This window comes from Citrobacter sp. H12-3-2, assembly GCF_009649895.1.
GTDB classification, from domain to species: domain Bacteria; phylum Pseudomonadota; class Gammaproteobacteria; order Enterobacterales; family Enterobacteriaceae; genus Citrobacter; species Citrobacter portucalensis.
Genome location: NZ_CP045837.1, coordinates 2,330,313 through 2,353,911, shown reverse-complemented (window position 1 = coordinate 2,353,911; position 23,599 = coordinate 2,330,313). Strand labels below are relative to the sequence as shown.

Below are 23,599 nucleotides of genomic sequence, written 5' to 3'. Positions count from 1 at the left end.
GGTGCTTATCCCTTCCGAAATCGCCATTACATTGGCCTGCCCATGCTGATGGCAATAAAAAAACCGCCCGTAGGCGGCTTGCTAATATTGCCTGTAAGTGGATTACTTTAGCTTATTGAGTGCGGTGTTAACGAGCTTCATTAAAAAATCGCTCCCACCTTTATCTGAATGAAGGGCAGCCGAAAATTTGATTTTCTTTGTTTTAAGTTGTTCTGGAGTTGGCGTTTCGCCACTCTTAAAACCAAGCACCGTCAACGGATCAAGATTATTGAAGTCGATATCGTTTTTTCTCGATTGCTGAAGTTGCGTGATCTGTGATTGAAGGTTCTGAATTTCACTCTGAAGTCGAATTATCTCTTGATTGTCAAATTCTTTAGCCATCTCTATGGCAGACTTTGAGTCGATTGCCCAGTAAGTTCTCCAAGGAGTAAAACCTTGAGCTAAAAAATCCTGGTATTGTTCGTTATATGCACCTAAGAATAAATTGTTATACACATCATGAACTGCGACATACACATCATTTTTTTTCATGACTGCATAACTACGATTCTGAAAGAGCGAGTTACTCCCTAGGCCAGAAAAATAATCTGTCATACAAACCTCCTTATTAAGTGAGAGGTTGTAAGATATCGTAGTTGTAAACCAATTTACTAGAGTTATGAATGCCATACCCTCGATATAACCGCGTTTAGCTTTTGAGGTGCTGTCGCCCTGTGACCGCCCATAACCCGTTCTGGATTGACTTCCCGATGCTTCCCCGGAGCTACTTCGATTCATTAACCCTAACCAAATGCGAAGCTGGCTCACGACGAGAAACTCGGGTGCAGGTTGCTCTCCTGCGATTAACGCCTTTCGGCTACTGAGGTCTACTTGCTTTACAGCTTTATTCTCTGCTCATTCTGGCAGTTCGTCTGCCACGCTTTGTTATGAATCAGCACATCACGTTTGGTCCGCGCGTTCATAACGGTGATATCGTTGTCGGTGAGATAAATTGGCTTTACCCAGTCGCAACCAGTATCGATGACCTCAACCTTTTCGGGTCCAGTTTCTGCGTAGCTCGCGATCAAGATCGTCATCAGGCATGTGGCTAACAGTCTGCTGTAAATTGCTGGCCTCTTTGGTTACTTCGACGCGGCGTTCAGCGGCTGCCTTGGTGGCGGCTGCGTTATCGTCGGTACGCTGCTTATCCGCTTTGGCTTCGGCCTTCTCCCGGCCCCGCATGCTGCCCAGACCGAAAGCACCGAGCACCATCAGGATCGCAAACCCGATTGCTGCCAGTATTGCTTTGAGTTTGGTCATAGGCTCACACGCTCCCGTACCCAGCCATACACAAATGACTCGTTAGCCGGACGCTGCTCTGCCAGCTCGAGATAGCGCTGCCCTTGGCTGCAATTCAGTGCAAAGAGCAATACTGATTCCCCTTCGCTACCGCGTTTAGCCAGGAATGATTTCAGGGCGCCGATGCTACGAGGGCCAATCTGACCGTCGGCAATTAAGTCGGGATAGAGCTGCTGCTGATTGTTGAATACGTTCAGCCAGCGCTGGAACCATTTCACCTGAACTGATGGCCCCATGTTCACTCCGGTGTCGCAAAGTTCAGCAGCTATAGATGGGGAGGCGGTAGCCACTTGGTCGAAGCGTGGCCCATACCAATAATCAGCCTCAAGGATTTCCAGAGCTTGCTGGCGTGTCAGGTTACGCATATCACCGGTATAGCCATGGGCACGCGCCGTTACCTGGGTAATTCCCCAGTTCGTCGGACCACCTTTGTCGTTCGGGTGATTAACGTAACCACCTTCTTTGCCGAGGATGCTGTTGAAGATATCGTCTTTGGTCATCATTCAGCCCTTACAACTTTTGCCAGGTTGCCTTTGGCTCGCCAGACAGCAATTCAGATTGCCAGGTTGAGGAATAGCTCACCCGGGTCAACGTTGCTGTAATGGCCGAGAAGGATACGGAAAGCGGTGAAGCCAGCCGACAGGATCAGCAGGTAAGCCATCCACGCGTAACCGGGTCGGTGTGTCTTCCCGGCTTTACTGAAGAACATCAGACGCATCACGATCGCCATACAGATGATCGCGTTCGCGTCCAGGATGACGGAATGCCATGTCATTTCCCTTCCTCCTCCAGTCCGGGCATCTTGCCGCGCCGAGATTTGGCGACGATTCGAAGCAGGACTGCGACGGAAATGGAAGCGGATACCAGCGCACCGACATTCGGTGAGACTTCGATACTGACCGGCGGCTGCAGCAGCCCAAGAGCAGTGTTAATTACCCCGGCGAGAATCTTGGCCATGGGAACGGAGAAGAACACGCCGCCCATGAACGAGATGACCGCAAAGAGCATCTGCTTCCAGAGTTGATGAGGCTCTGAGGTCAGCACATACATTGCCGACCCGGCAAGCGCACATAACATTACGCCAGGCGTCGCCTCCGGGAACATAGTGGCGAAAGTGATCCCTACCGTAGCGGAGGTCACCCCACTGGCAATTGTGATTGGCTCAGACATAGTTATTCCGTGTGTAGAGGGTCAGGCTTCTCGGGCTGGATTTATCAACAAAGCCCGTGGCGGATGATTCCCGTGAGCCTGAATTAAAAAAACCGGCGTATGCTAGGGTCCATATGGTGCTATTAGTTGTGTGACTGGCAGTATTTATCCGCTTTTGATACTGTTAAACAGCCAAAAGTAACCATTTAAAAACGGAGTTTTTTATGTCAGAAGAAAAGCAAAAACAGGGTGGCAGCAAATCACAGCAACCGGTTGAGCAGAAGCCGGTGCCTGCACAAAGCACTTCAGATTTTGCCACTCAACGTGTCTTTATAGGTGATTCTGCTGATTCAATCAGAGAATACAAAAAGAAATAGCGGAAGCTAACATAGCAACTACTGGAGCAAGGATCGTATACATCCTCGCTTTTTCAAGGCATGTCCTCAGCTTTTCATTTTGTACTAACAGTTCTTTTGCAGTGTCAGTGAGATTAACTAGTCGATAACGCCTGATAATTTGCAGCTTGTTATCATCGCCTTGATATCCTGCATTACGGAATATCACGTATGTTTCTGGCTTCATGTTTTTAAAGGCTCGGGTATAAAGAGTATGTGGTGGAGCACTAATCATTGCCCTCATCTTTACTGACAGTCCTGTGTGAACTAGATAAATAGCACACCAGGTCCAGAGGACCGTGAAGGTTGCAATCCCGAAAGCAAGAAAATCAAAATCCGTCTTCTGCGTAAGAAGCAGAAATGAAGATCCAATACCTACAATCTGGATACTTAGAAGCTTGTAACCATTTTCGATATTTGTTTTATTTGAGGCCTGAATCTCTCGTATCGCATCTTCACCCTGCCTTTCAAGATAATCAACCAAGTCATCGTCAGCATTGAAAAAGTATTCAACCGGGTTTTCATCCATTGATTTTATCTCCCTAAATTCACTGATAATTTACTGACAATACAATTAGCTATCGAAGCAATTAGATAAAAGGGGTAAGTTTTCTGATGCTATCTTATAAAAGGGCCATTCCATCCAAAAGATGGTTGCTCTTTCATCTGAACTACATGAACATGTTCCATACGGTAATTGATGTTTTGCCGTTAACTTTGGAAAACAAACGGAGATAATATGAGCCATCAGTTCGGATTGACTGGACCCTTTAATGTCATGCAAGAGTATGAAAGCTTGTTTCGAGAGCATGATATTTTTTACACTCAAGTGGGGAATAGCAACGGCCTTCAGATTGTAGTGTTAGAGGATACCAATAATGTTTATACACTTCACGATGGTTTTATTGCACAGGTCAGCGTATTGATCAGCGAGATGTCATCAGCGCATGGCCTGTATCTGCTTAAGGACGGGGATTACATCATACGTCTTTCTAAAACGAATTCATAAACAATAAAACCACGCAGTGCGTGGTTTTATTTATAGATGTAACACAATATCAAATCAGACTTAAATGTGCGCTATTTTCTCTACTTTTGCAATACTTTGTTCAAAATTAGTCGTCTTTTGTTGTGAACGTGATCGCGAAACCTTGAGCAAAGCATTTCTATCAAGCGATTCAAAAACCGTGTGCATAGCCTGCCAGTGGTCACCAAATGTCTTGTGCCAGTTTTTCTCTTCGACTCCAGCCAGTTCCGCCAGTTCAACGCCTCTATAGTGTTCGATACCACGGATATCTATTCCGGACTGAGGCATGGTGAGCTTGCCGCGCTCGCCTGGGAAGATATTGATCTGGCAGGCGGTACCGTAAGTGTAAAAAGGAACCTCAATACCCTGGGTATGTTTGGCCCACCTAAAACGGATGCGGGGTTCAGAACTGTCACACTGCTTCAACCAGCAATTAGCGCGCTATTAGCCCAGCACGAACTGACTGGTCGTTTCCTGAAAACGGAGATTACTTTCCATCACCTTGAATACGGGTTGACTGAGAAGCAGAACGTCCATTTCGTTTTTATGCCGCGGGTACGAAACGGAACCCAAAAAGCACACTACTCACTGGGCAGTATTGCAGCTCGCTGGGACTCTGCTGTAAAACGTGCTGGCATTCGTCGCCGTAATCCGTACCATACGCGGCATACTTTTGCCTGCTGGCTGTAATCGGCTGGAGCGAACCCATCATTTATAGCTAATCAGATGGGGCATGAAAACGCGCAAATAGTGTACGACGTCTACAGTACATGGATTGAAGAAATGAATGACGATCGGGTTGCAATGTTGAATAGCCAACTAGCCCTGTGATTGAAGTTTGCCCATTATATGCCCCTTTTGGTTTTTGAGAACGGTAAGAATGCAAGATAATCAACAAGTTACAAAGAAAGAACAATACAACCTGAACAAACTGCAAAAACGTCTGCGTCGTAACGTGGGCGAAGCCATTGCCGATTTCAATATGATCGAAGACGGCGATCGCATTATGGTGTGCCTTTCCGGCGGGAAAGACAGCTATACCATGCTGGAGATCCTGCGTAATTTGCAGCAAAGCGCCCCGATCAGTTTTTCCTTAGTTGCGGTTAACCTCGATCAAAAACAACCCGGTTTCCCGGAGCACATTCTGCCAGAGTATCTGGAACAGCTGGGCGTTGAGTACAAGATCGTCGAAGAAAACACTTACGGGATCGTCAAAGACAAAATCCCTGAAGGCAAAACGACCTGCTCGCTCTGCTCTCGCCTGCGTCGCGGCATTCTGTACCGTACGGCAACCGAATTAGGAGCCACCAAGATTGCGCTCGGCCACCATCGCGACGATATCCTGCAAACGCTGTTTTTAAACATGTTCTACGGCGGGAAAATGAAAGGCATGCCGCCGAAGCTGATGAGTGATGACGGTAAGCACATCGTGATCCGCCCACTGGCTTACTGCCGTGAGAAAGATATCGAACGTTTCTCCGAAGCGAAAGGTTTCCCGATTATTCCGTGCAATCTGTGCGGCTCACAGCCTAACCTGCAGCGTCAGGTCATTGCTGACATGCTGCGTGACTGGGACAAACGCTATCCAGGCCGCATTGAAACCATGTTCAGTGCGATGCAAAACGTTGTACCTTCACATCTGAGCGATATCAATCTGTTCGATTTTAAAGGCATTAAGCACGGTTCAGAGGTTGTGGACGGCGGGGATTTAGCGTTCGATCGTGAAGAGATCCCGCTGCAACCTGCGGGCTGGCAGCCAGAAGAAGATGATGCTCAACTGGATGAGTTACGCCTGAACGTGGTGGAAGTGAAGTAAGCGTCTGTCAGGCCTACAACGTGCATAAGCGCCTGTAGGCCTGATAAGCGGAGCGCCATCAGGCGCCCCAACGGGTAGTTATTTCAATAACCGGACCCGGCAAGTCTTGCCTTTGATCTTACCGTTTTGCAATTGTTTCCACGCCTTGTGCGCTATGTTCTGGCGAACGGCGACATAGACGTGTGCCGGATGAACGGCAATTTTGCCGATATCAGCGCCATCCAGACCAATATCACCGGTCAGAGCCCCCAGAACATCACCAGGGCGCATTTTCGCTTTTTTACCGCCATCAATGCATAACGTCGCCATCTCTGCTTCCAGCGGCAGGATTGAGCCGTTAGCTGGCGCAGTTAGCCAGTTCAGCTTCAGTTGCAGCATTTCAGAAAGAATGTTGGCACGCTGCGCTTCTTCCGGCGCACAGAAGCTAATCGCCAGACCGCTGTTGCCGGCACGCGCGGTACGTCCGATACGATGGACGTGTACTTCCGGATCCCACGCCAGTTCGAAGTTAACTACCAGCTCAAGTGATTTGATATCCAGGCCACGTGCGGCCACATCGGTTGCGACCAGGACGCGCGCGCTACCGTTGGCAAAACGAACCAGCGTCTGATCGCGATCGCGCTGTTCCAGGTCGCCATGTAATGACAGTGCGCTTTGCCCTGCCGCATTCAGTGCATCACAAACGGCCTGACAATCTTTTTTGGTGTTACAAAAAACCACGCACGATGCGGGTTGATGCTGGCTGAGTAGCTTTTGCAGCAGCGGAATTTTTCCGTGGCTGGAGGTTTCGAAAAACTGCTGTTCAATCGCCGGTAACGCATCGACCGTATCAATTTCAATCGTTAATGGATTTTGCTGTACCCGGCCACTGATAGCAGCAATGGCTTCCGGCCAGGTTGCGGAAAACAGCAAAGTCTGACGTGACGCAGGCGCAAAGCGAATGACATCATCAATCGCATCGCTAAAGCCCATATCCAGCATGCGGTCGGCTTCATCCATAACCAGCGTATTCAGGGCATCCAGAGAAACGGTGCCTTTTTGCAGGTGGTCAAGTAAACGACCCGGTGTGGCAACAATAATATGTGGTGCATGTTGCAGGGAGTCACGCTGTGCGCCAAAGGGTTGCCCACCGCACAACGTTAAGATCTTGGTGTTTGGCAGGAAGCGCGCTAAACGACGCAGTTCACCCGCCACCTGGTCGGCAAGCTCGCGCGTTGGGCACAACACCAGAGACTGCGTCTGAAACAGCGCGGCATCAATATGCTGTAATAACCCAAGACCAAAAGCAGCCGTTTTGCCACTGCCGGTTTTAGCCTGCACGCGAACATCTTTACCCGCCAGGATTGCCGGTAACGCAGCAGCCTGAACAGGCGTCATTTCAAGATAGCCCAGCTCGTTAAGATTCTCGAGTTGAGCAGCAGGTAAAACATTCAGGGTTGAAAAAGCGGTCACAATTTAATCTCGCGGTAAAAACTCACATTCAGCAGGCGCGTATCCTCGCAGATCTGTGCCCGTGATGCGACAATTTAATCGGTTCTTCATCCGGCGGCGGATCCGGCATGGGCTGCGGACGAGGTATGGGATCGGGAATGGGAACCGGATCGGTCGGTAGCGAATCAGTGTTCGACGTTGCAATCAGACAGGTCATATACCCCTCCAGTCATTCAGGTTGACTCTTTTAGGGTAGACGCTGATTTCCTGCAGGCAAAAAAAAGCCGACTAATCTAAGTCGGCGTCGTACGAATCAATTGTGCTATGCAGTAATTCAAAAAAGGAAGTAAGACAATATGGAGCGCAACGCCCATCGCTTGACGTTGCATTCACCTGCGAGAGAGATATTGCCCCGAATAGGTAGATGGTTTATTGACTTCGCTCAAAAATCAGGACGTTTTCATGCGCAAAAGCCACTAAAAAACGTTGCTGTTACAACCATTTACTACGATGCAACCATAAAGTAACACCACCAATCAGGACCACTAACAGAATACAAAAAAGTGAGAAACCAAACTGCCAACCACCGCCGGGGATACCGCCGAGGTTAACGCCGAAAAGCCCGGTTAAAAATGTGCTGGGAAGAAAAACCATTGCCATCAATGACATTGTATACGTTCGGCGAGCCAGAGACTCCTGCATCACCTGCGCAATTTCATCCGCCATAATACCGGTCCGGGCAATACAGGCGTCTATTTCATCCAGCCCTCTCCCCAGCCTGTCAGCGATATCCTGCATCCGTCTCCGATGGTCGTCGGTCATCCAGGGTAAACGTTCACTCGCCAGACGGGCATAGACATCACGCTGTGGTGCCATATAACGGCGCATCACAATTAGCTGCTTACGCAGTAAAGCCAAAAAACCACGCGGTGGGATCTGCTGATCGAGCAGGTTATCTTCCAGATCGATAATCTTGTCGTGCAGCTGTTCGATAAATTCGCTGGCATGGTCGGTTAGCGCATCACAAACATCCACCAGCCAACTGCCACAATCAGCCGGTCCCGTCCCTTCCTGGAGATCGCTGACCACATCATCCAGCGCCAGCACTTTGCGCTGACGGGTTGAGACAATCAGACGTTCATCCATATATAAACGCATCGCCACAAGTTGGTCAGGACGCTCGTCGGTGCTGCCGTTAATGCAGCGCAACGTGATCAAGGTACCTTCCCCGACTCTACTGACGCGTGGGCGTGTACTTTCGCCTGCCAGCGCATCACGCACATTGTTGGGAAGAAGAGGTGTTGTCGCCAACCATTGGGCACTTTCAGGATGAGTGTAATTAAGGTGTAGCCAGCAGGGATGCTGACTATCAATTACATCATTATCGCTCAGCGGTTTTACTCCACCTCGACCATCCAACAGCCAGGCAAACACGGCATCCGGCACATTAACATCAGTTCCCTTAATGGCTTCCACAGCGCCTCCACAAACATTCAGCCTTTTTCGTTAGTCTAGCTGTCAGAATATGTTAAGCAATATCTCATTGTCCCATTGTGCTGAAATGATTCATAAAAGTCTCTGATAACAGGAAAAGCTCTGACGAATACGACGCTTGCTTCGAGATACCCGGTTAAGCCCGCTGCCATCTCGCTGACTCAAGAGTGTTACTTAAGCGAAATTTATGTGTCCGCGACTGGAGATCAATCACCTGGTTTTTCAGGATACCCGAGGAATCAGAAAGCTCATCAACCATAATGGCATTACTTTGGGTTACATTCTCCAGTTCGGCCAGTGCATGAGTAATTCTGATAATTCCTTTCTCCTGTTCCTGTGTAGCGGTTAATATCTCGCCCATCAGTTGGTTTAATTGACCGGCACCACCGACAATATCATGCATATTTTTTTCTGCTTCACGCACAATAGCTGCACCTTGCTGAACATTTTGATGGGTTTGCGCAATCAGCTGCTTAATATTCTTAGCAGCATCCGCACTACGGTGTGCAAGCATTCTGACCTCACCGGCCACCACGGAAAAACCTTTGCCATGTTCACCGGCCCTCGCCGCTTCCACGGCAGCATTCAATGCCAGAATATTTGTCTGGAATGCGATACCATCAATTAGCGTAATAATTTCCGTCATCTGCTGTGCACATTCGGTGATTGAACGCATATTTGTCGCAACCTGCACCATTAATTCGCCACCCTGAATGGCACATTGCGTGGCAACTGTTGCCTGGACGCTGGCGATCTGCGTGTTGTCAGCATTATTTCGCGTATTAACGGCTATTTCATCCATATTAGCAGCCGTCTGCATCAATGCTCCGGATTGTTGTTCCGTTTTCACTGAAAGCTCGGCGCTGCGTTCCGCAAGCTGTTCAGAGAGCGCCATCGCCGTTTGTGAAGATGTTCTGATCTCATTAACGAGTGTTGAAATATTACTCGATAAACTATTGATGCCCGGTATTAGTCTACCCGCACAATTATTACCAAACTCAGGAATACTGATCGCCAGATTCCCTGACGTCACTTCCTCAATGCTCCTTTTTACCGTATTGATCGGCATGACCAGGTATTTCGTCATATACCACCATAAGCATAATATAGAAATAACGTTTACCACATTTGTACCAATTATAATTTCCGGCGCGGCCGAGAAAATCATCTCAACAATATTGAGAGCAACTGCCGAAATGAGCAGAAATAAAATAATAAAGGTTCTGACGCTAATATCATTTAACATTTTAGTCCTGTGCACTAAGAAATTATGTAGATATTATTTTTTATAGCACCTGCAATGCAGAATGCCATTGCTCTGCGACGAAAGCTGAACTTTCAATGAGAGCCTGCAATCCTTTTACTTAAGGCAAGAAATTACACCTTTTATTCCTGTTAGTTCAGTGTTTTATTCCATCAAATGGCTGTGATGGTGCCAGTCATCAGGTTATTGTGATGACAAGCACATGGAGAGCATAAAACACACAGAACTATAAATTTGGTGAATGTTTATATAAGTAATGGCTCGTTATTTTCACTATCTTCCTGTTTCCTCTAATACCAGTGTAAAAACATAAGAACATTCCCGGTTTTATCATGTTAACTGGACAAAACCTGCTAGATTTATTACCACGGCTTTTTTTCGATAGGTAGTATGATGTTGAACGTGTCGTGGGACCCTGTATTGATTGGGATTTCCTTTGTTGTCGCGTTTATTGCCTCTTTTATTGCTCTCGATAGTGCGGGCAAGGTGGCAATCTCCAATCGACGTGAATCAACCTTCTGGCGCCTGTCTGGCGGGGCTACGCTAGGGATGGGTATTTGGTCAATGCATTTTATCGGTATGCTGGCCATGAAAATGAGTATGCCGATCAATTACCATTTTTCGCTCACGGCATTTTCTTTCTTTATTGCGCTCATTTCTGCAACTCTCGCCATTAATATCGCCATTTCCGGTAATACGCTTTCAACAAAACGATTAGTCGTAGCCACAGGAATATTAAGCGCCGGTGTCGTCACCATGCACTACGTTGGCATGTATGCCATCATTGAGCATGTTGCCATCCTATGGAGTCATTCGCTGATACTGCTCTCAGTGATGATTGCCATCGTTGCATCTGGTGTAGGTTTGTGGCTGGCGTTTCATTTACGCCAAAATACCCGTCGAGCCCTGATCAATCGGCTTGTCGCCGCCCTTATTATGGCGCTGGCGATTGCCTCTATGCATTACACCGGGATGGGAGCGGCAACATTCACCCATTTTGGACACACTGTACACAATGGGCTCAGCACACTGGAACTCTCTGTCTGGGTCTGCGCCGTCACGCTGGTTATTTTGGGTATCATGCTGGTGGTGTCGATGGTGGATTCGCAACTGCGTACCTCCCGACTGGCTGACAACTTACATCAACTTAACTGCCAGCTTGAGCATCAGGTCCACTTCGACGCACTTACTGGACTTGCCAATCGCACACAGATAGATGCCTGCTTACAGGCCTGTCTGCAGCATTCCAAACTGCATCAGCATCAATTTGCTCTGGTATTCATCGATCTCGATCGCTTCAAAGTCGTTAACGATACCTGGGGACATCACATCGGCGATCAGTTGCTGATCGCCAGTACGCAGCGAATCTACAGCTGCCTTGATGACAACATGACGCTGGCGAGGCTGGGGGGAGATGAGTTTATTCTTCTGGTTCCTGACTGTAATAAAAAGGATATCACCGCTCTGCTGACCCGGATTGCCGCTGCGATTGGTGATCCTTTCACGCTGTTTGGGTACACCATTCGGGTTTCGTTAAGTGCGGGAAGCAGTATTTATCCTGAACATGGTTCCACGTTGCATGAGTTAAAAGTAAAGGCTGATATGGCGATGTATCATGTCAAACAGGCTGGCAGAAACGGTTGGGCTATTTATAGCCCGGAAATGGAAGCTATCGCCGATACACCGCCGACATTTTTACAGGAACTGTCACAAGCACTGGAACACGATCAATTTGAGCTTTGGTACCAACCCAAATACACCGCCGGGGATCATTCCCTGACCGGTTTTGAAGCGTTATTACGCTGGCATCACCCGGAACGCGGCATGCTGTTACCCGCAGAGTTTCTGCCTGCGCTGGAAGAGACAGGCCTTATCATTCCGGTCGGGAAATGGGTTATCCAGCAGGCATGCCAGCAGTTACATCAATGGAAGTTACAAGGCCATGCGGAATGGACCCTCGCCGTTAATCTTTCCCCTTCCCAGTTTGAACAACATGACATCGTTGATGTGGTTTGCAGCGCCCTTGCACAATATCAACTATCACCTGCATATCTCACGCTGGAATTGACTGAAAGTACAGCACTTAAAAATTTAAAACGTAGCGCTGAAGTCTTAAATGCATTTTCAGCTTTAGGGATCACCGTTTCTATTGATGATTTCGGTACCGGTTATTCAAATATATTGATGTTGAAGTCTCTTCCGGCACGGGAATTAAAAATTGACAGAGTATTTGTTAAAGATATCAGCGAGAACAGCAAAAATACAAAGATTGTGTCTACTATTATTGACATAGCCCACTCCATGAATATGCAAGTAGTGGCTGAAGGAATAGAGACCCAGGAGCAGGAAATACTCCTGACCCAGATGGGATGTGGCGTGCTGCAAGGTTTCTTGTTTGCAAAACCGTTGCCTGCGCATCAGATCCATGAATTGATTCCAACAGAAAGTAACATTAAGCAGCAGCGAATCGTACAGTCTTTGTCTCCTCAACAATCAATAACATTATGAGACTGTAATATAAAAAACAGATGCCATTAAACGGGCAACACAGCAGATAAAGATAACGGGATTATCGATGAGCACAACCGAGCTGCATTCACTGGATTTATTAACCCTGCCGGTGTGGATTGTTTCGCCGCATACCGAAGAACTGGTGTTCGCTAATACCGTTGCACGGGAACTGATGCAGGCCCCCTGCTTTTCTCTACTCCGCAAGGGCATATTTTCAACACATGCCCAGAATGATTTAACCATGTATCTCAGCGATTTGAGAAATCATCACGACATTGTAGAAATCCTTACGGTTTGCCGCGAAGGTGAAGACGTCGCGATGGCCAGCCGCCTGTCCATCCGCTCTCTGCCGGAATCAGGTGACGTTATTCTTTTCGAAGGCATTGAAACACCGACTTCGCAAGGTCTGAAAGCGAGCCGTTCAGCGAATTATCAGCGAAAAAAACAGGGATTTTACGCGCGTTTTTTCCAGACTAACTCGGCCCCAATGTTGCTTATCGATCCGTCCCGTGATGGGCTTATCGTTGATGCAAATCTCAGTGCGCTAAATTTTTATGGCTATAGCCATGATACGATGTGTCAGAAACATACATGGGAAATCAATACGCTGGGCCGTCATATACTCCCGGTGATGCATGAAATCGCCCATCTTCCAGGTGGCCATAAACCTTTGCATTTTGTGCATAAACTGGCAGACGGCACATCCCGTCACGTACAAACCTACGCCGGGCCAATCGAAATCTACGGTAATAAGCTCATGCTGTGCATTATTCATGATATTACCGAGCAAAAACGGCTGGAACAGGAGCTTGAGCGTGCGGCCCTGCGTGACGCCTTAACGGGATTGCTTAACCGCCGACATTTTTATCAGGTAACCGAGCCGGAACAGACCCACGCGATGTCATTGACACAGGATTACAGCCTGCTGTTGATCGACACCGATCGCTTTAAAAGCATTAACGATCTTTTTGGTCATTTAAAAGGTGATGAGGTACTTTGCGCTCTGGCACGCACACTTGAATCCTGTGCAAGAAAGGATGATCTGATTTTTCGCTGGGGAGGTGAAGAATTTGTGCTGCTGCTGCCGCGAACCTCGTTAGATATTGCCCTCAATCTCGCAGAAGTGATACGGGCGACGGTGGCCAAAGTGACTCTCCCTGGCCTTCCCCGCTTTACCGTCAGCATTGGCGTAGCTCGGCACGAAACAAATGAAAGCATCGATGAGTTATTCAAACGCGTTGACGACGCGTTGTACAAAGCCAAGAACGAAGGCAGGAACAGAGTGCTGGCCGCCTGATGTTTACGTCGTTCAGCGACTACGTTTAGCGTGACGCTCCCAGTTGTCCTGTTTTGCCTGTGCGGTTTTACGCAATGCCACATAACATGCCCCGCTGCCGCCGTGATGCGGCAGTGCGGCGCAGTATGCTTGCACGTCGTCAAATTCCGTCAACCAGCGCGCCACGTAGCTGCGAACAATATTGGCATGGGAGTTATCGTCACGTCCCTTGCCGTGTATCACCAGCACGTTACGCAACCCTTCCTGCTGCGCCTGCAGAATAAAGCTAAAGAGCATCTGGCGACATGTTTCAACAGGTTGGCGAATAAGATTAAGGCTCGCCTGCTGCGGGTATTTTCCGTTTCGCAGCTTGTCGGTCACGCCGTTCTGTAAACCTTCGCGACGAAACTCGAGCGGCACATTCAACGGGACAATATCGAGAAATCCCGTCGAGAGAAAATTATCCAGTTGTAGCGTATCGATACGCGCCGGAGTGCGAAGATTGCGCATGGGCTGCCAGTGCACATCGGCATGGTGTTTCAGCGGTTGAACATCCCCCATTGCGTCAAGAAACAGCGATGCATCATCAAGGTTCATGTTTCATCCTCCAGCGTATTGCGACGGGCATTATCATAACCGCGCACAATTATACCGACAACTATACCGGTAACGGTTTACGGATATTTCCAATAATTAACCGGATCCTCCGCGCTGAACCGATCTACCCACAACAAGTTGATATCCGTTTTTAGGGGTATAGCTGCGACGGTCACTGGCGTGATAATGTGTAGCCTCGCCTGAATGCTGTAATGAGAGAAACGGATGCTTAACTTACTGGAAGACACCATCGACACGCCGCTGGGCCCGCTGTGGGTTATTTGTGATGAGCAATTTCGCCTGCGCGCAGTGGAATGGGATCAGCACAGCGATCGCATGGAACAATTGCTTGATATTCATTACCGTAAAGAAGGTTATCAGCGCATTACCGCCAAAAATCCTGGTGGATTAAGCGACAAACTCTCTGAGTATTTTGCCGGAAACCTCAGCATAATTGACACGCTGGAAACGGCAACCGCTGGGACGCCTTTCCAGCGTGAAGTCTGGCAAGCATTACGCACTATCCCCTGCGGGCAGGTCATGCATTATGGTCAGTTGGCCGAACAGTTGGGGCGCCCCGGCGCTGCAAGAGCGGTCGGCGCAGCTAATGGCTCCAATCCAGTAAGCATTGTGGTCCCCTGTCATCGCGTCATTGGACGTAACGGCACCATGACCGGATATGCCGGCGGTGTACAACGAAAAGAGTGGTTATTGCGCCACGAAGGTTATTTGCTACTCTAGATTCCAGGCAATTAATGCCTTATTCATCACACTTCCGCATAATGCGCCACCAAATTAAGTGTGGTTAATCAAGCAGATATAAACATTCGCTCCAGTTATGCCTGAATTATTCTCTATTGGGAGTAGCTCAGGCTTACGTGCTCACCAAAAAGATGTTAAAATTGACAAATATCAATTACGGCTTGAGCAGACCTATGATCCCGGAAAAGCGAATTATACGGCGCATTCAGTCTGGCGGTTGTGCTATCCATTGCCAGGATTGCAGCATCAGCCAGCTTTGCATCCCGTTCACACTTAACGAGCATGAGCTTGACCAGCTCGATAACATCATCGAGCGCAAAAAGCCTATCCAAAAAGGGCAGACGCTCTTTAAAGCAGGTGATGAGCTTAAATCACTCTACGCTATCCGCTCCGGAACGATAAAAAGCTATACCATTACCGAACAAGGCGATGAGCAAATTACCGGTTTCCATCTGGCGGGTGACCTGGTAGGTTTTGACGCCATTGGCAGCGGCCATCACCCGAGCTTTGCTCAGGCGTTGGAAACCTCAATGGTATGCGAAATTCCTTTCGAAACCCTTGATGACCTGTCTGGTAAGATGCCGAACCTGCGTCAGCAGATGATGCGTCTGATGAGTGGCGAAATCAAAGGCGACCAGGATATGATCCTGTTGCTGTCGAAGAAAAACGCTGAAGAGCGCCTGGCGGCCTTTATCTACAATCTGTCTCGTCGCTTCGCCCAGCGTGGGTTCTCGCCTCGTGAATTCCGCCTGACCATGACCCGTGGCGACATTGGTAACTACCTCGGTCTGACGGTTGAAACCATCAGCCGCCTGTTGGGTCGTTTCCAGAAAAGCGGCATGCTGGCGGTGAAAGGCAAATATATCACTATTGAGAACAGCGACGCGCTGGCAGTTCTTGCCGGCCACACGCGTAACGTTGCGTAATCTTTCCGCAAGCCTCTCTGTTATCCTTCTGTCAAATCGCTAAATTTTCCCGATTTATTGATCTGGCAGGAGGTTATTCCCTGTTTCAAACCACATTATTGGGTTACTCTTTTAGTTACAAACTGCGATGACAGTTGTAAGGAGACCCTGTATGGCTATGTATAAAAATATGCTGGTCGTCATCGACCCTAACCAGGACGATCAACCAGCATTACGGCGAGCTGTTTATTTGCATCAACGGATTGGTGGCAAAATTAAAGCCTTTTTGCCGATCTATGACTTTTCCTATGAAATGACTACCCTGCTGTCGCCTGATGAGCGTACGGCAATGCGTCAGGGGGTCATCAGCCAGCGAACTGCATGGATACGTGAACAAGCGAAATACTACATCGAAGCAGGGATCCCTCTGGAGATTAAAGTGGTCTGGCATAACCGACCCTTTGAAGCCATCATCCAGGAAGTCATCAGCGCCAGGCATGACCTGGTCCTCAAGATGGCGCACCAACACGACCGCCTCGAAGCCGTAATATTTACGCCAACCGACTGGCATTTATTGCGTAAATGTCCAAGTCCGGTATGGATGGTGAAAGACCAGCCATGGCCTGAAGGGGGTAAAGCACTGGTTGCCGTAAACCTCGCCAGTGAAGAGGCTTATCACAACGCGCTCAATGAAAAACTGGTCAAAGAGACGCTACAGCTTGCAGAACAGGTTAACCATACCGAAGTGCATCTGGTTGGCGCCTACCCTGTCACACCAATCAACATCGCGATTGAACTGCCTGAATTTGATCCCAGCGTTTATAACGACGCAATCCGTGGACAGCATCTGCTGGCCATGAAGGCGCTACGCCAGAAATTCAGTATTGATGAGAAAGTGACGCACGTTGAAAAAGGCTTACCTGAAGAGGTCATTCCTGATTTAGCCGAGCACTTGCAGGCGGGTATTGTGGTATTGGGGACCGTCGGACGTACCGGTATTTCTGCTGCGTTTCTTGGTAATACCGCGGAACAGGTTATCGATCATCTACGCTGTGACCTGCTGGTCATCAAGCCGGATGAATATCAGACGCCAGTTGAACTGGACGACGAAGAAGACGATTAACCACACAATGAAATGCCGGATGGCGATATCATCCGGCATTTTAAACGCCTAGTGTTGCTCCTCACCGCCGAGGAAATAGATACCAAGCGGGATAGCCAACAGAATCGTAAACACCATGCTGTAGACACAAATCATTGCAGATTGAATGGCGTACATTGAAGCGGTCCAGTCGGATAGCGGAATGTCATACTGTTCAATAACGCCACCGATCGTCGCTCGCGTCACGACCGACGCTGCGATAATAAACACCCCAAGCAGGCACAACAGAAACTTCCGTCCCTTCGCTGTTTTCAGCTTAGCCATGATCATAGTACTGTCCTTTTGCAAATGAAAAACCTTGTTACTTTGCGCTAACAATACCATGACATCAACTGACTGTCTGCTACATAAACCGCATACAGGGTTGACGTCAGCGTTATTTCGCTGAAAATAGCGCTGATTGCATTATTTATCTCTCCTTTTGATTAATGATCTGACCGCCTTAACTGAGTAAAATATCTGGGGATTAGGATGTCAGATGATATTTAGCTAACACGGAGTTGCCAGGAAGAATCATGATCGCTGAACTGTTTATGAATAATGCGTTTAATTTGACGGTAATTCTTAGCTGCTGTGCCGCGCTGGTCCTGATGAGCGTCTGGTATCATCGTGGAGAGCGTCGCTGCAAAGGATTCATATTTCATGCCGCACAATTTTTTGTCTATGCCATTATCATTGGGACGTTTGGCAGCATTGCTAATAACGTTATCGAAAGTTACAGCCTGAAATTTATCTCCCCCAGCGTGGTCGACTTTATCTGCACCTCGTTGATTGCGTTGATCCTGACCATCAAACTTTTTCTGGTGATTAATCAGTTTGAAAAGACGCAGATTAATAAAGGCAGAGATATCACCAGCGCGAGGATCCTGTCGCGTATCATCAAGATTACCATCGTGGTTGCCATCATTTTACTGTATGGCGAACACTTCGGTATGAGCTTATCCGGCCTGTTAACCTTTGGCGGTATTGGCGGTATCGCAGTGGGTATGGCGGGGAAAGATATTCTGAGCAACTTTTTCTCAGGCATTATGCTCTATTTCGACAGACCGTTTAGCATAGGCGATTGGATCCGCTCCCCGGACCGCAATATTGAAGGCACGGTAGCAGAAATTGGCTGGCGAATGACTAAAATAAACACCTTCGACCATCGTCCGTTGTATGTGCCAAACTCGATTTTCTCCTCCATCAGCGTAGAAAACCCAGGGCGCATGACCAACCGGCGAATTAAAACGGTGATCGGGTTACGATATGAGGATGCCGATAAAGTCGGTGCCGTTGTCGAGTCGGTCAGAGAAATGCTGCAAAACCATCCTGGAATAGACCAGAAACAAACTCTGTTGGTCTATTTTAATGAATTTGCCGATTCATCGTTGAATATCATGGTGTATTGCTTCACGAAAACCACCGTCTGGAAGGAATGGCTCGCGGTACAGCAAGACGTTTATTTAAAGATTATCACGATAGTCCAGGCAAACGGCGCCGACTTTGCATTCCCCAGCCAGACGCTGTATATGGATAATCCTGAAGCATCGCCATTGACACACTAACAAAAGAAAAGACGCGGAAATCCGCGTCTTTTTTGTACTTATTTCAATGAGGAAATATCAATTACAAAGCGGTATTTCACATCGCTTTTCAACATCCGCTGCCAAGCACGATTAATATCCTGAATATCGATCACTTCGACATCGGCGGTAATACCATGCTGACCGCAAAAATCCATCATCTCCTGCGTTTCAGCAATGCCGCCGATAACTGAACCCGCCACAGACCTACGCCCAAGGATCAGGGGAACCGTATTCAGAAACGGATCCAACGCACCAAGATAACCGACCAGCACCAGCGTACCGCTTAGCGCCAGGGTTGGGATATAAGGGTTCAGGTCATGAACGTAGGGCACAGTATCGATAATCAGATCAAACTGATTCGCTGTCGCTTTCATCTGTTCACTGTCAGTGGAAAGCACAACGTGACTGGCACCCAAACGTCTGGCATCAGCTTCTTTGCCCGGTGAACGCGTAAACAGCGTAACTTCCGCGCCCAGCGCATTTGCAAGTTTGATTGCCATATGCCCGAGTCCACCCAGACCGACAACCGCGACTTTACTGCCCTCGCCTACCTGCCAGTGGCGCAGAGGCGACCATGTTGTGATCCCGGCGCAAAGCAGCGGCGCCGCACCGCGTAAATCGATCCCTTCAGGGACCTTCACCACAAACTTTTCGGTAACGACAATTTTGTCAGAATAGCCGCCGAAAGTAGGCAGACCGTCATGACGGTCGATATCGTTATACGTTAGCGTGTTACCTTCTTCGCAATACTGCTCTAGCCCCTGCTCGCAGGCGCTACAGTGTTGACAGGAATCAACCATGCAGCCGACCCCTGCGAGATCGCCCACTTTGAATTTTGTTACCGACTTACCAACATGCACCACGCGGCCAATGATCTCATGCCCTGGTACCATCGGATATTTAGCACCGCCCCAATCGTTGTAGGCGTTGTGAATATCCGAGTGGCATACACCGCTGTATAAAATATCGATAACCACATCATCTTCACGCGGATCGCGACGAACAAAATTATGGGGGACTAAATCTTCTTTCACCGCCAGAGCAGCATAACCCTTCACATTCATGACCATTGAGATCTCCTCAGGGATTAGGTGTTACCAGAACCAGCATAGTTCAGGGCAGCAGGTTGTACTCAGCGTCGCTAACCGGTTCCAGCCATTCGTTCGACGCGCCAGGGGCCGGGATTTCCACGGCGATATGGGCAAACCAACTATCACGCGCGGCGCCGTGCCAGTGTTTCAATCCCGCCGGAATGTGCACGACATCGCCGGTTTTCAGCTCACGTGCCGGTTTATTCCACTCCTGATACCAGCCTCTGCCACCGGTCACCAGCAATATTTGTCCACCCTCATGATGAACATGCCAGAAGTTACGACAACCCGGTTCAAATGCGACATTGCCAATTACCACGCCTTCCATGGAGAGCATGGTCAGATAGCTGTCGCCAGTGAAATACTTCGCATACGCTTCATTTTTCTCTCCACGTGGAAAGACGCTGTTACCATCAAATTGTTCGTTCATAGTGACTCCAGTATGGATAATGTCCGCGGTGTTCATACCAGACATTCATCAAGAACCGTACGGGCATTTTCCCCAATCCCGGCTCCACAGTGCTGTTCGAGTATCGTAATAAACTCACTGAGTTGCTCAGGGAGGATCCCGATGTTAAGGCATATCGCAAAATGGCTTTTCAACTGGCTGTTAACGCCGCCCAGAACGGCCAGCGCCGAAACGGTCACCCATTCACGGTCCTGCCAGTCAAGTACATCTCGCTGAAAAATATCGCCAAACAGATGTGCTTTAAGCCAGACATCAATAGCGGGTGCAAAGTCAAACAGCGGACCGCTTACAGGCTGTCCAACCAGTTGCGTCTGAGTTAGGCTCCCAGCCTGAACACTGTTCCAGTCTGCAGGTGGCGGCGTGGCCGTTCTACCTTCGTCGTCTGAAAGCCCTTTCTCGCTTCGACTTTTCACCACCGACATAAAGCAGGACAGACCGTTCAGGCTGCGAGGGAAACCGCAGTATGCGTAGAGCTGTAGCAGGATCTCTTTTACTTCATTGAGCGTGAGTCCCGCATCCAGTCCGGCGTTGAGCGCGACGTCCAGCTTTTCCATCTGTCCTGTGGCAGTGAATGCCGCAATGGGAATGATTGCCTGTTGTCTGGCATCCAGTTGGTATTGCATATTCGACTCTCCAAATGGTGGCAACATTGCACCACCGGGGGCTGAAAACAGTAAAATTATAGAGACTCGACGTGTCGGTGATTAGAGAGGAAAAGAAGGACAAACTTATGAGCTGTACTCATTAATAATCAGCAGCAGGTACTCTTTATTTGCAGGTAACTGATTGAAGACTTACGCCACAATCTCGATTAAATTGCCGTCAGGATCTTTTATCACCGCTTCGTAATAACCATCGCCAGTAGTGCGCGGACCTGAGACTAATATCCCCTGTCCCTGCGCTTGCATTGCAATGGCATCAACATTTTCATTGCCGCCAACAGAAATGGCGAGGTGTACCCATCCGCAACGATTATTGTCAGGTTGGTGCCCGATAAGACCCGGTTTGGTCATTAACTCAATCGCAATTTCCTCGCCAATTTTGACAAAATAAGATTCAAACCCAGGATTGGTTTTACTGCGGTATTTCTCGTTGATCTTGCCGTCAAAAAACGAGACCCAGAAGCGAGCTTGCTGCTCGAGATCCTGTGTCCATAACGCCATATGCGCAATCTTCATAGCGAACCTCTTCCCGTTGTATCCAGAATAGTACGGCCCCTGTAAGGGATGTTGACATCGTTAATCATAATGCACGATCATGCACTCTATTGCTCGATGTTTATTTCACCTGGAGTATCCATGCTCGATTACGCCGCATTCCCGGAACAGCGCCAGGCGCTTATCTTTCAGATCCTGCAAGAAAACGGCAGGGTCATTTGTTCTGAACTTGCTAACCGATTAGGTGTTTCTGAACACACAATTCGTCGTGATTTGCATGAATTGAGCAAAGATGGCGTGTGTAAAAAAGTCTATGGTGGCGCGGTCATTACACTCCCTGAATCCGAAGACATCGACGTACGCAAGAGTATTAATGTAGCCAAAAAGAGCAACATCGCGCAGAGATGTGCCCGACTGGTCAAATCTGGAAGCTGTATTTTTATCGACACGGGTAGCACCAATCTGGCAATGGCAGAAGCTCTACCCGCCGAACTGGCGTTAACCGTGGTGACAAATTCACCGGAGATTGCCGCCGTTTTGCTAAAAAAACCGCTGTTTGAAGTCATTATGCTGGGTGGCGTGGTGCAGAGATCTTCAGGTGGGTGCGTGGGAGCTTCCGCCATCGCACAAGTGCAGGACATTTTATTCGATCAGGGATTTATTGGCGGCTGCGCGATGTCGCCTGAATCCGGCTTAACGGGATTTGATTATGCGGATTGTGAATTCAAAAAAGCGGTGATTAAACAATGTAATGAAACTATCGTCGCGCTAACGGCTGAAAAAATCCCAGCCGTCGCCCGATATGTCGTTACCGAAAGCAGCAATATCGATGTGATTGTTGTAGAGGACAACATCAGCAAAGAGTACGCCACAGCGTTCCAGGCGCACGACATTCGAATTTATACCGTCTAACCGCGGTAGGCCCGCTGAAAATTTACTGTGCTAAACGTCGCTCCTGGCGTCAGCGCGATGATCGCTGACAGATAATCCAGACGGATTTTTTGCTGGTTTTCAGATTGCCCCACGACCAGAAATTCTTCTTTTTCCACGGTGGTACACGTCGTCAGCGCTTTAGCATCAAAACATGTGCCATCCGTTAGTTCAATGCGCAACCAATAGTGGTACATGCAGGCGATTTCCAGATAATCATGAAGATCGCAATCTATCGGGTGATACTCTTCGGTCGTTTTCATCATGCTACCTTCCCCAACGTCTTGTATATTCGGGAAATCGCCAACGCAACTTCCCGAACTATCCAGCTATTTCAACGCTTCAATGGGAGCGCCGAAATTAATATGCAGCACATTGCCGTCAATCACCAGCGCCGGAACAGATTTCACGCCAGCCACTTCAGCCTCAGCAACCCGATCAGGTTGCTCTCCCAGATGAACCACATCGATTTCAACATCTGCAGACAAATGCTGCAGAAGTGTCTGTTCTGCGGAAACACAAACCGGGCAACCTGCATGATAGAAACGAGCTTTAGTCATGATACATCTCCTTTAAATTATAGTATCGATTCGATACTATAATTCATGCTACGCTGCTTTTATCCTTTGTCAATATAGTTTTTAATCGATACTATATGCCGAGGAGGATTTGTTATGCCCGACATGTCACTTTTCGACGTACTTGACCGGCTTTCCAGCCTGACAAGGATGTGGTTTCGCCAGCATCCTTTACTGGCGGATCTCCAGCCAGTGCAACTTAGCGCGTTAATGTATCTGGCCCGTTGCAACCGTTATTCCAATACGCCGCTTGGCGTGACAGACTACCTTGGGCTCACCAAAGGTACCGTGTCACAATCGCTGAAGCTTTTGGAAAACAAAGGGTTGATTGTTCGCAAGCCGGATGACCGTGATAAACGTAGCGTCCATCTACACTTAAGTGAGTCGGCCAATACCTTACTGGACGCCCTGCTCCCGCCAACGTTTTTAGTGGAGGGTGAATCGGCAATGGGTGAACGGGCGATCGTGCTCAGAGAGCTGCTGTTAGAACTGTTACGCGGGATCCAGAGGACCAACAATGTGCCTGGCTTTGGACTTTGCCATAGCTGTCGCTTCCACCAAAAAATTGATGGTCAGGGATTTTGTAATCTGACGAAAGAGAGATTGAGTGAAGAAGATTCATTGCTGATTTGCCGGGAGCATCAGCCGCCGGAAACATAAAATGGCTGGTGCAAAATCA

At 48.5% G+C, this 23,599-nt stretch carries 30 protein-coding genes and 1 pseudogene; 12 read left to right on the top strand and 19 right to left on the bottom strand.

Annotated elements, in window-relative coordinates:
- Positions 1-102: 102 nt before the first annotated feature.
- From GHC22_RS11285 to GHC22_RS11265, 5 genes are all read right to left on the bottom strand, one after another.
- Positions 103-594, bottom strand: a complete 492-nt coding sequence (locus GHC22_RS11285; RefSeq protein ID WP_153752943.1) for a hypothetical protein — start codon at positions 592-594, stop codon at positions 103-105.
- A 432-nt stretch (positions 595-1,026) separates the two neighbouring features.
- Positions 1,027-1,299, bottom strand: coding sequence for a hypothetical protein (locus GHC22_RS11280; protein WP_153752941.1), 273 nt, complete (start codon positions 1,297-1,299; stop codon positions 1,027-1,029).
- The gene (locus GHC22_RS11275; protein ID WP_194841965.1) at positions 1,296-1,841 is read right to left on the bottom strand and encodes a glycoside hydrolase family 108 protein; all 546 of its coding nucleotides are present in this window, start codon (positions 1,839-1,841) and stop codon (positions 1,296-1,298) included. The genes GHC22_RS11280 and GHC22_RS11275 overlap by 4 nt, the downstream gene beginning before the upstream one ends.
- A gap of 50 nt (positions 1,842-1,891) precedes the next feature.
- Positions 1,892-2,113: a phage holin family protein gene (locus GHC22_RS11270; RefSeq protein WP_153752939.1), complete on the bottom strand. Its 222-nt coding sequence runs from the start codon at positions 2,111-2,113 to the stop codon at positions 1,892-1,894.
- Positions 2,110-2,508, bottom strand: coding sequence for a putative holin (locus GHC22_RS11265; RefSeq protein WP_047416721.1), 399 nt, complete (start codon positions 2,506-2,508; stop codon positions 2,110-2,112). Before GHC22_RS11265 ends, GHC22_RS11270 begins: the two co-directional genes overlap by 4 nt.
- 203 nt (positions 2,509-2,711) lie before the next feature.
- On the opposite strand from GHC22_RS11265, the gene GHC22_RS24580 reads away from it, so the two are divergent.
- Positions 2,712-2,864, top strand: coding sequence for a hypothetical protein (locus GHC22_RS24580; protein ID WP_194841964.1), 153 nt, complete (start codon positions 2,712-2,714; stop codon positions 2,862-2,864).
- Here GHC22_RS24580 and GHC22_RS11260 read toward each other — a convergent pair.
- Positions 2,842-3,411, bottom strand: a complete 570-nt coding sequence (locus GHC22_RS11260) for a hypothetical protein (RefSeq protein WP_153752938.1) — start codon at positions 3,409-3,411, stop codon at positions 2,842-2,844. The genes GHC22_RS24580 and GHC22_RS11260 overlap by 23 nt on opposite strands.
- A gap of 210 nt (positions 3,412-3,621) precedes the next feature.
- Between GHC22_RS11260 and GHC22_RS11255 the strand changes: the two genes are divergently transcribed.
- Positions 3,622-3,891, top strand: a complete 270-nt coding sequence (locus GHC22_RS11255) for a hypothetical protein (RefSeq protein WP_153752937.1) — start codon at positions 3,622-3,624, stop codon at positions 3,889-3,891.
- Between the two features lie 60 nt (positions 3,892-3,951).
- On the opposite strand, the gene GHC22_RS24885 is transcribed toward GHC22_RS11255, so the two are convergent.
- Positions 3,952-4,197, bottom strand: a complete 246-nt coding sequence (locus GHC22_RS24885; protein ID WP_370458817.1) for a bacteriophage antitermination protein Q — start codon at positions 4,195-4,197, stop codon at positions 3,952-3,954.
- On the opposite strand from GHC22_RS24885, the pseudogene GHC22_RS11250 reads away from it, so the two are divergent.
- Both GHC22_RS11250 and ttcA read left to right on the top strand, forming a co-directional pair.
- Positions 4,177-4,740: pseudogene (locus GHC22_RS11250) on the top strand (site-specific integrase); the annotation flags it as partial. The gene GHC22_RS24885 and the pseudogene GHC22_RS11250 sit on opposite strands and share 21 nt — an antisense overlap.
- A gap of 49 nt (positions 4,741-4,789) precedes the next feature.
- Positions 4,790-5,725, top strand: a complete 936-nt coding sequence (gene ttcA / locus GHC22_RS11245) for a tRNA 2-thiocytidine(32) synthetase TtcA (protein ID WP_032943567.1) — start codon at positions 4,790-4,792, stop codon at positions 5,723-5,725.
- Between the two features lie 78 nt (positions 5,726-5,803).
- Here ttcA and dbpA read toward each other — a convergent pair whose 3' ends face one another.
- From dbpA to GHC22_RS11230, 4 genes are all read right to left on the bottom strand, one after another.
- Entirely contained in the window at positions 5,804-7,177 is a 1,374-nt protein-coding gene (dbpA, locus tag GHC22_RS11240; protein WP_008784890.1) for an ATP-dependent RNA helicase DbpA, read from the bottom strand.
- Positions 7,178-7,205: 28 nt separating this feature from the next.
- Positions 7,206-7,373 carry a hypothetical protein gene (locus GHC22_RS24835; RefSeq protein WP_095533097.1) on the bottom strand — a complete coding sequence of 56 codons (168 nt, stop codon included), beginning with the start codon at positions 7,371-7,373 and terminating at the stop codon, positions 7,206-7,208.
- Between the two features lie 275 nt (positions 7,374-7,648).
- Positions 7,649-8,632 carry a zinc transporter ZntB gene (gene zntB / locus GHC22_RS11235; protein ID WP_003833215.1) on the bottom strand — a complete coding sequence of 328 codons (984 nt, stop codon included), beginning with the start codon at positions 8,630-8,632 and terminating at the stop codon, positions 7,649-7,651.
- Positions 8,633-8,786: 154 nt separating this feature from the next.
- Positions 8,787-9,896, bottom strand: a complete 1,110-nt coding sequence (locus tag GHC22_RS11230) for a methyl-accepting chemotaxis protein (RefSeq protein WP_153752936.1) — start codon at positions 9,894-9,896, stop codon at positions 8,787-8,789.
- Between the two features lie 411 nt (positions 9,897-10,307).
- On the opposite strand from GHC22_RS11230, the gene GHC22_RS11225 reads away from it, so the two are divergent.
- Both GHC22_RS11225 and GHC22_RS11220 read left to right on the top strand, forming a co-directional pair.
- Entirely contained in the window at positions 10,308-12,422 is a 2,115-nt protein-coding gene (locus tag GHC22_RS11225; RefSeq protein WP_153753979.1) for a bifunctional diguanylate cyclase/phosphodiesterase, read from the top strand.
- 67 nt (positions 12,423-12,489) lie between these two features.
- Entirely contained in the window at positions 12,490-13,722 is a 1,233-nt protein-coding gene (locus GHC22_RS11220; protein ID WP_008784893.1) for a sensor domain-containing diguanylate cyclase, read from the top strand.
- Positions 13,723-13,734: 12 nt separating this feature from the next.
- Here the strand turns inward: GHC22_RS11220 and smrA are convergent, their stop codons facing one another.
- Positions 13,735-14,298, bottom strand: a complete 564-nt coding sequence (smrA, locus tag GHC22_RS11215; protein WP_008784894.1) for a DNA endonuclease SmrA — start codon at positions 14,296-14,298, stop codon at positions 13,735-13,737.
- 225 nt (positions 14,299-14,523) lie between these two features.
- On the opposite strand from smrA, the gene ogt reads away from it, so the two are divergent.
- The 3 genes from ogt to uspE all read left to right on the top strand — a co-directional run bounded on the left by ogt (position 14,524) and on the right by uspE (position 17,088).
- Positions 14,524-15,039, top strand: a complete 516-nt coding sequence (ogt, locus tag GHC22_RS11210; RefSeq protein ID WP_153752935.1) for a methylated-DNA--[protein]-cysteine S-methyltransferase — start codon at positions 14,524-14,526, stop codon at positions 15,037-15,039.
- A gap of 194 nt (positions 15,040-15,233) precedes the next feature.
- Entirely contained in the window at positions 15,234-15,986 is a 753-nt protein-coding gene (gene fnr / locus GHC22_RS11205; RefSeq protein ID WP_003020397.1) for a fumarate/nitrate reduction transcriptional regulator Fnr, read from the top strand.
- A 151-nt stretch (positions 15,987-16,137) separates the two neighbouring features.
- Positions 16,138-17,088, top strand: a complete 951-nt coding sequence (uspE, locus tag GHC22_RS11200) for a universal stress protein UspE (RefSeq protein ID WP_003833229.1) — start codon at positions 16,138-16,140, stop codon at positions 17,086-17,088.
- A 48-nt stretch (positions 17,089-17,136) separates the two neighbouring features.
- Here the strand turns inward: uspE and GHC22_RS11195 are convergent, their stop codons facing one another.
- Complete coding sequence (locus GHC22_RS11195; RefSeq protein WP_003020403.1) at positions 17,137-17,397, bottom strand: DUF2534 family protein; 261 nt, start codon at positions 17,395-17,397, stop codon at positions 17,137-17,139.
- A 245-nt stretch (positions 17,398-17,642) separates the two neighbouring features.
- On the opposite strand from GHC22_RS11195, the gene GHC22_RS11190 reads away from it, so the two are divergent.
- On the top strand, positions 17,643-18,674 hold the full coding sequence (locus tag GHC22_RS11190) for a mechanosensitive ion channel family protein (RefSeq protein WP_003840804.1): 1,032 nt from the start codon (positions 17,643-17,645) through the stop codon (positions 18,672-18,674).
- Positions 18,675-18,712: 38 nt separating this feature from the next.
- Here GHC22_RS11190 and GHC22_RS11185 read toward each other — a convergent pair whose 3' ends face one another.
- The 4 genes from GHC22_RS11185 to GHC22_RS11170 all read right to left on the bottom strand — a co-directional run bounded on the left by GHC22_RS11185 (position 18,713) and on the right by GHC22_RS11170 (position 21,433).
- Positions 18,713-19,765: an NAD(P)-dependent alcohol dehydrogenase gene (locus GHC22_RS11185; protein ID WP_032943579.1), complete on the bottom strand. Its 1,053-nt coding sequence runs from the start codon at positions 19,763-19,765 to the stop codon at positions 18,713-18,715.
- Between the two features lie 43 nt (positions 19,766-19,808).
- Positions 19,809-20,216 carry a cupin domain-containing protein gene (locus GHC22_RS11180; protein ID WP_153752934.1) on the bottom strand — a complete coding sequence of 136 codons (408 nt, stop codon included), beginning with the start codon at positions 20,214-20,216 and terminating at the stop codon, positions 19,809-19,811.
- 32 nt (positions 20,217-20,248) lie between these two features.
- On the bottom strand, positions 20,249-20,878 hold the full coding sequence (locus GHC22_RS11175; protein WP_020996377.1) for a carboxymuconolactone decarboxylase family protein: 630 nt from the start codon (positions 20,876-20,878) through the stop codon (positions 20,249-20,251).
- Between the two features lie 171 nt (positions 20,879-21,049).
- The gene (locus GHC22_RS11170; protein WP_153752933.1) at positions 21,050-21,433 is read right to left on the bottom strand and encodes a VOC family protein; all 384 of its coding nucleotides are present in this window, start codon (positions 21,431-21,433) and stop codon (positions 21,050-21,052) included.
- 120 nt (positions 21,434-21,553) lie between these two features.
- Here GHC22_RS11170 and GHC22_RS11165 point away from each other — a divergent pair, with 120 nt between their 5' ends.
- The gene (locus GHC22_RS11165) at positions 21,554-22,324 is read left to right on the top strand and encodes a DeoR/GlpR family DNA-binding transcription regulator (protein WP_008784903.1); all 771 of its coding nucleotides are present in this window, start codon (positions 21,554-21,556) and stop codon (positions 22,322-22,324) included.
- Here the strand turns inward: GHC22_RS11165 and GHC22_RS11160 are convergent.
- Together GHC22_RS11160 and GHC22_RS11155 are read right to left on the bottom strand one after the other, a co-directional pair.
- The gene (locus tag GHC22_RS11160) at positions 22,321-22,605 is read right to left on the bottom strand and encodes a Rho-binding antiterminator (RefSeq protein WP_153753978.1); all 285 of its coding nucleotides are present in this window, start codon (positions 22,603-22,605) and stop codon (positions 22,321-22,323) included. The two genes, GHC22_RS11165 and GHC22_RS11160, sit on opposite strands and share 4 nt — an antisense overlap.
- A gap of 66 nt (positions 22,606-22,671) precedes the next feature.
- On the bottom strand, positions 22,672-22,902 hold the full coding sequence (locus GHC22_RS11155; RefSeq protein WP_008784905.1) for a glutaredoxin domain-containing protein: 231 nt from the start codon (positions 22,900-22,902) through the stop codon (positions 22,672-22,674).
- Between the two features lie 114 nt (positions 22,903-23,016).
- Here GHC22_RS11155 and GHC22_RS11150 point away from each other — a divergent pair, with 114 nt between their 5' ends.
- Positions 23,017-23,580, top strand: a complete 564-nt coding sequence (locus GHC22_RS11150; protein ID WP_008784906.1) for a MarR family winged helix-turn-helix transcriptional regulator — start codon at positions 23,017-23,019, stop codon at positions 23,578-23,580.
- Positions 23,581-23,599: the final 19 nt, after the last annotated feature.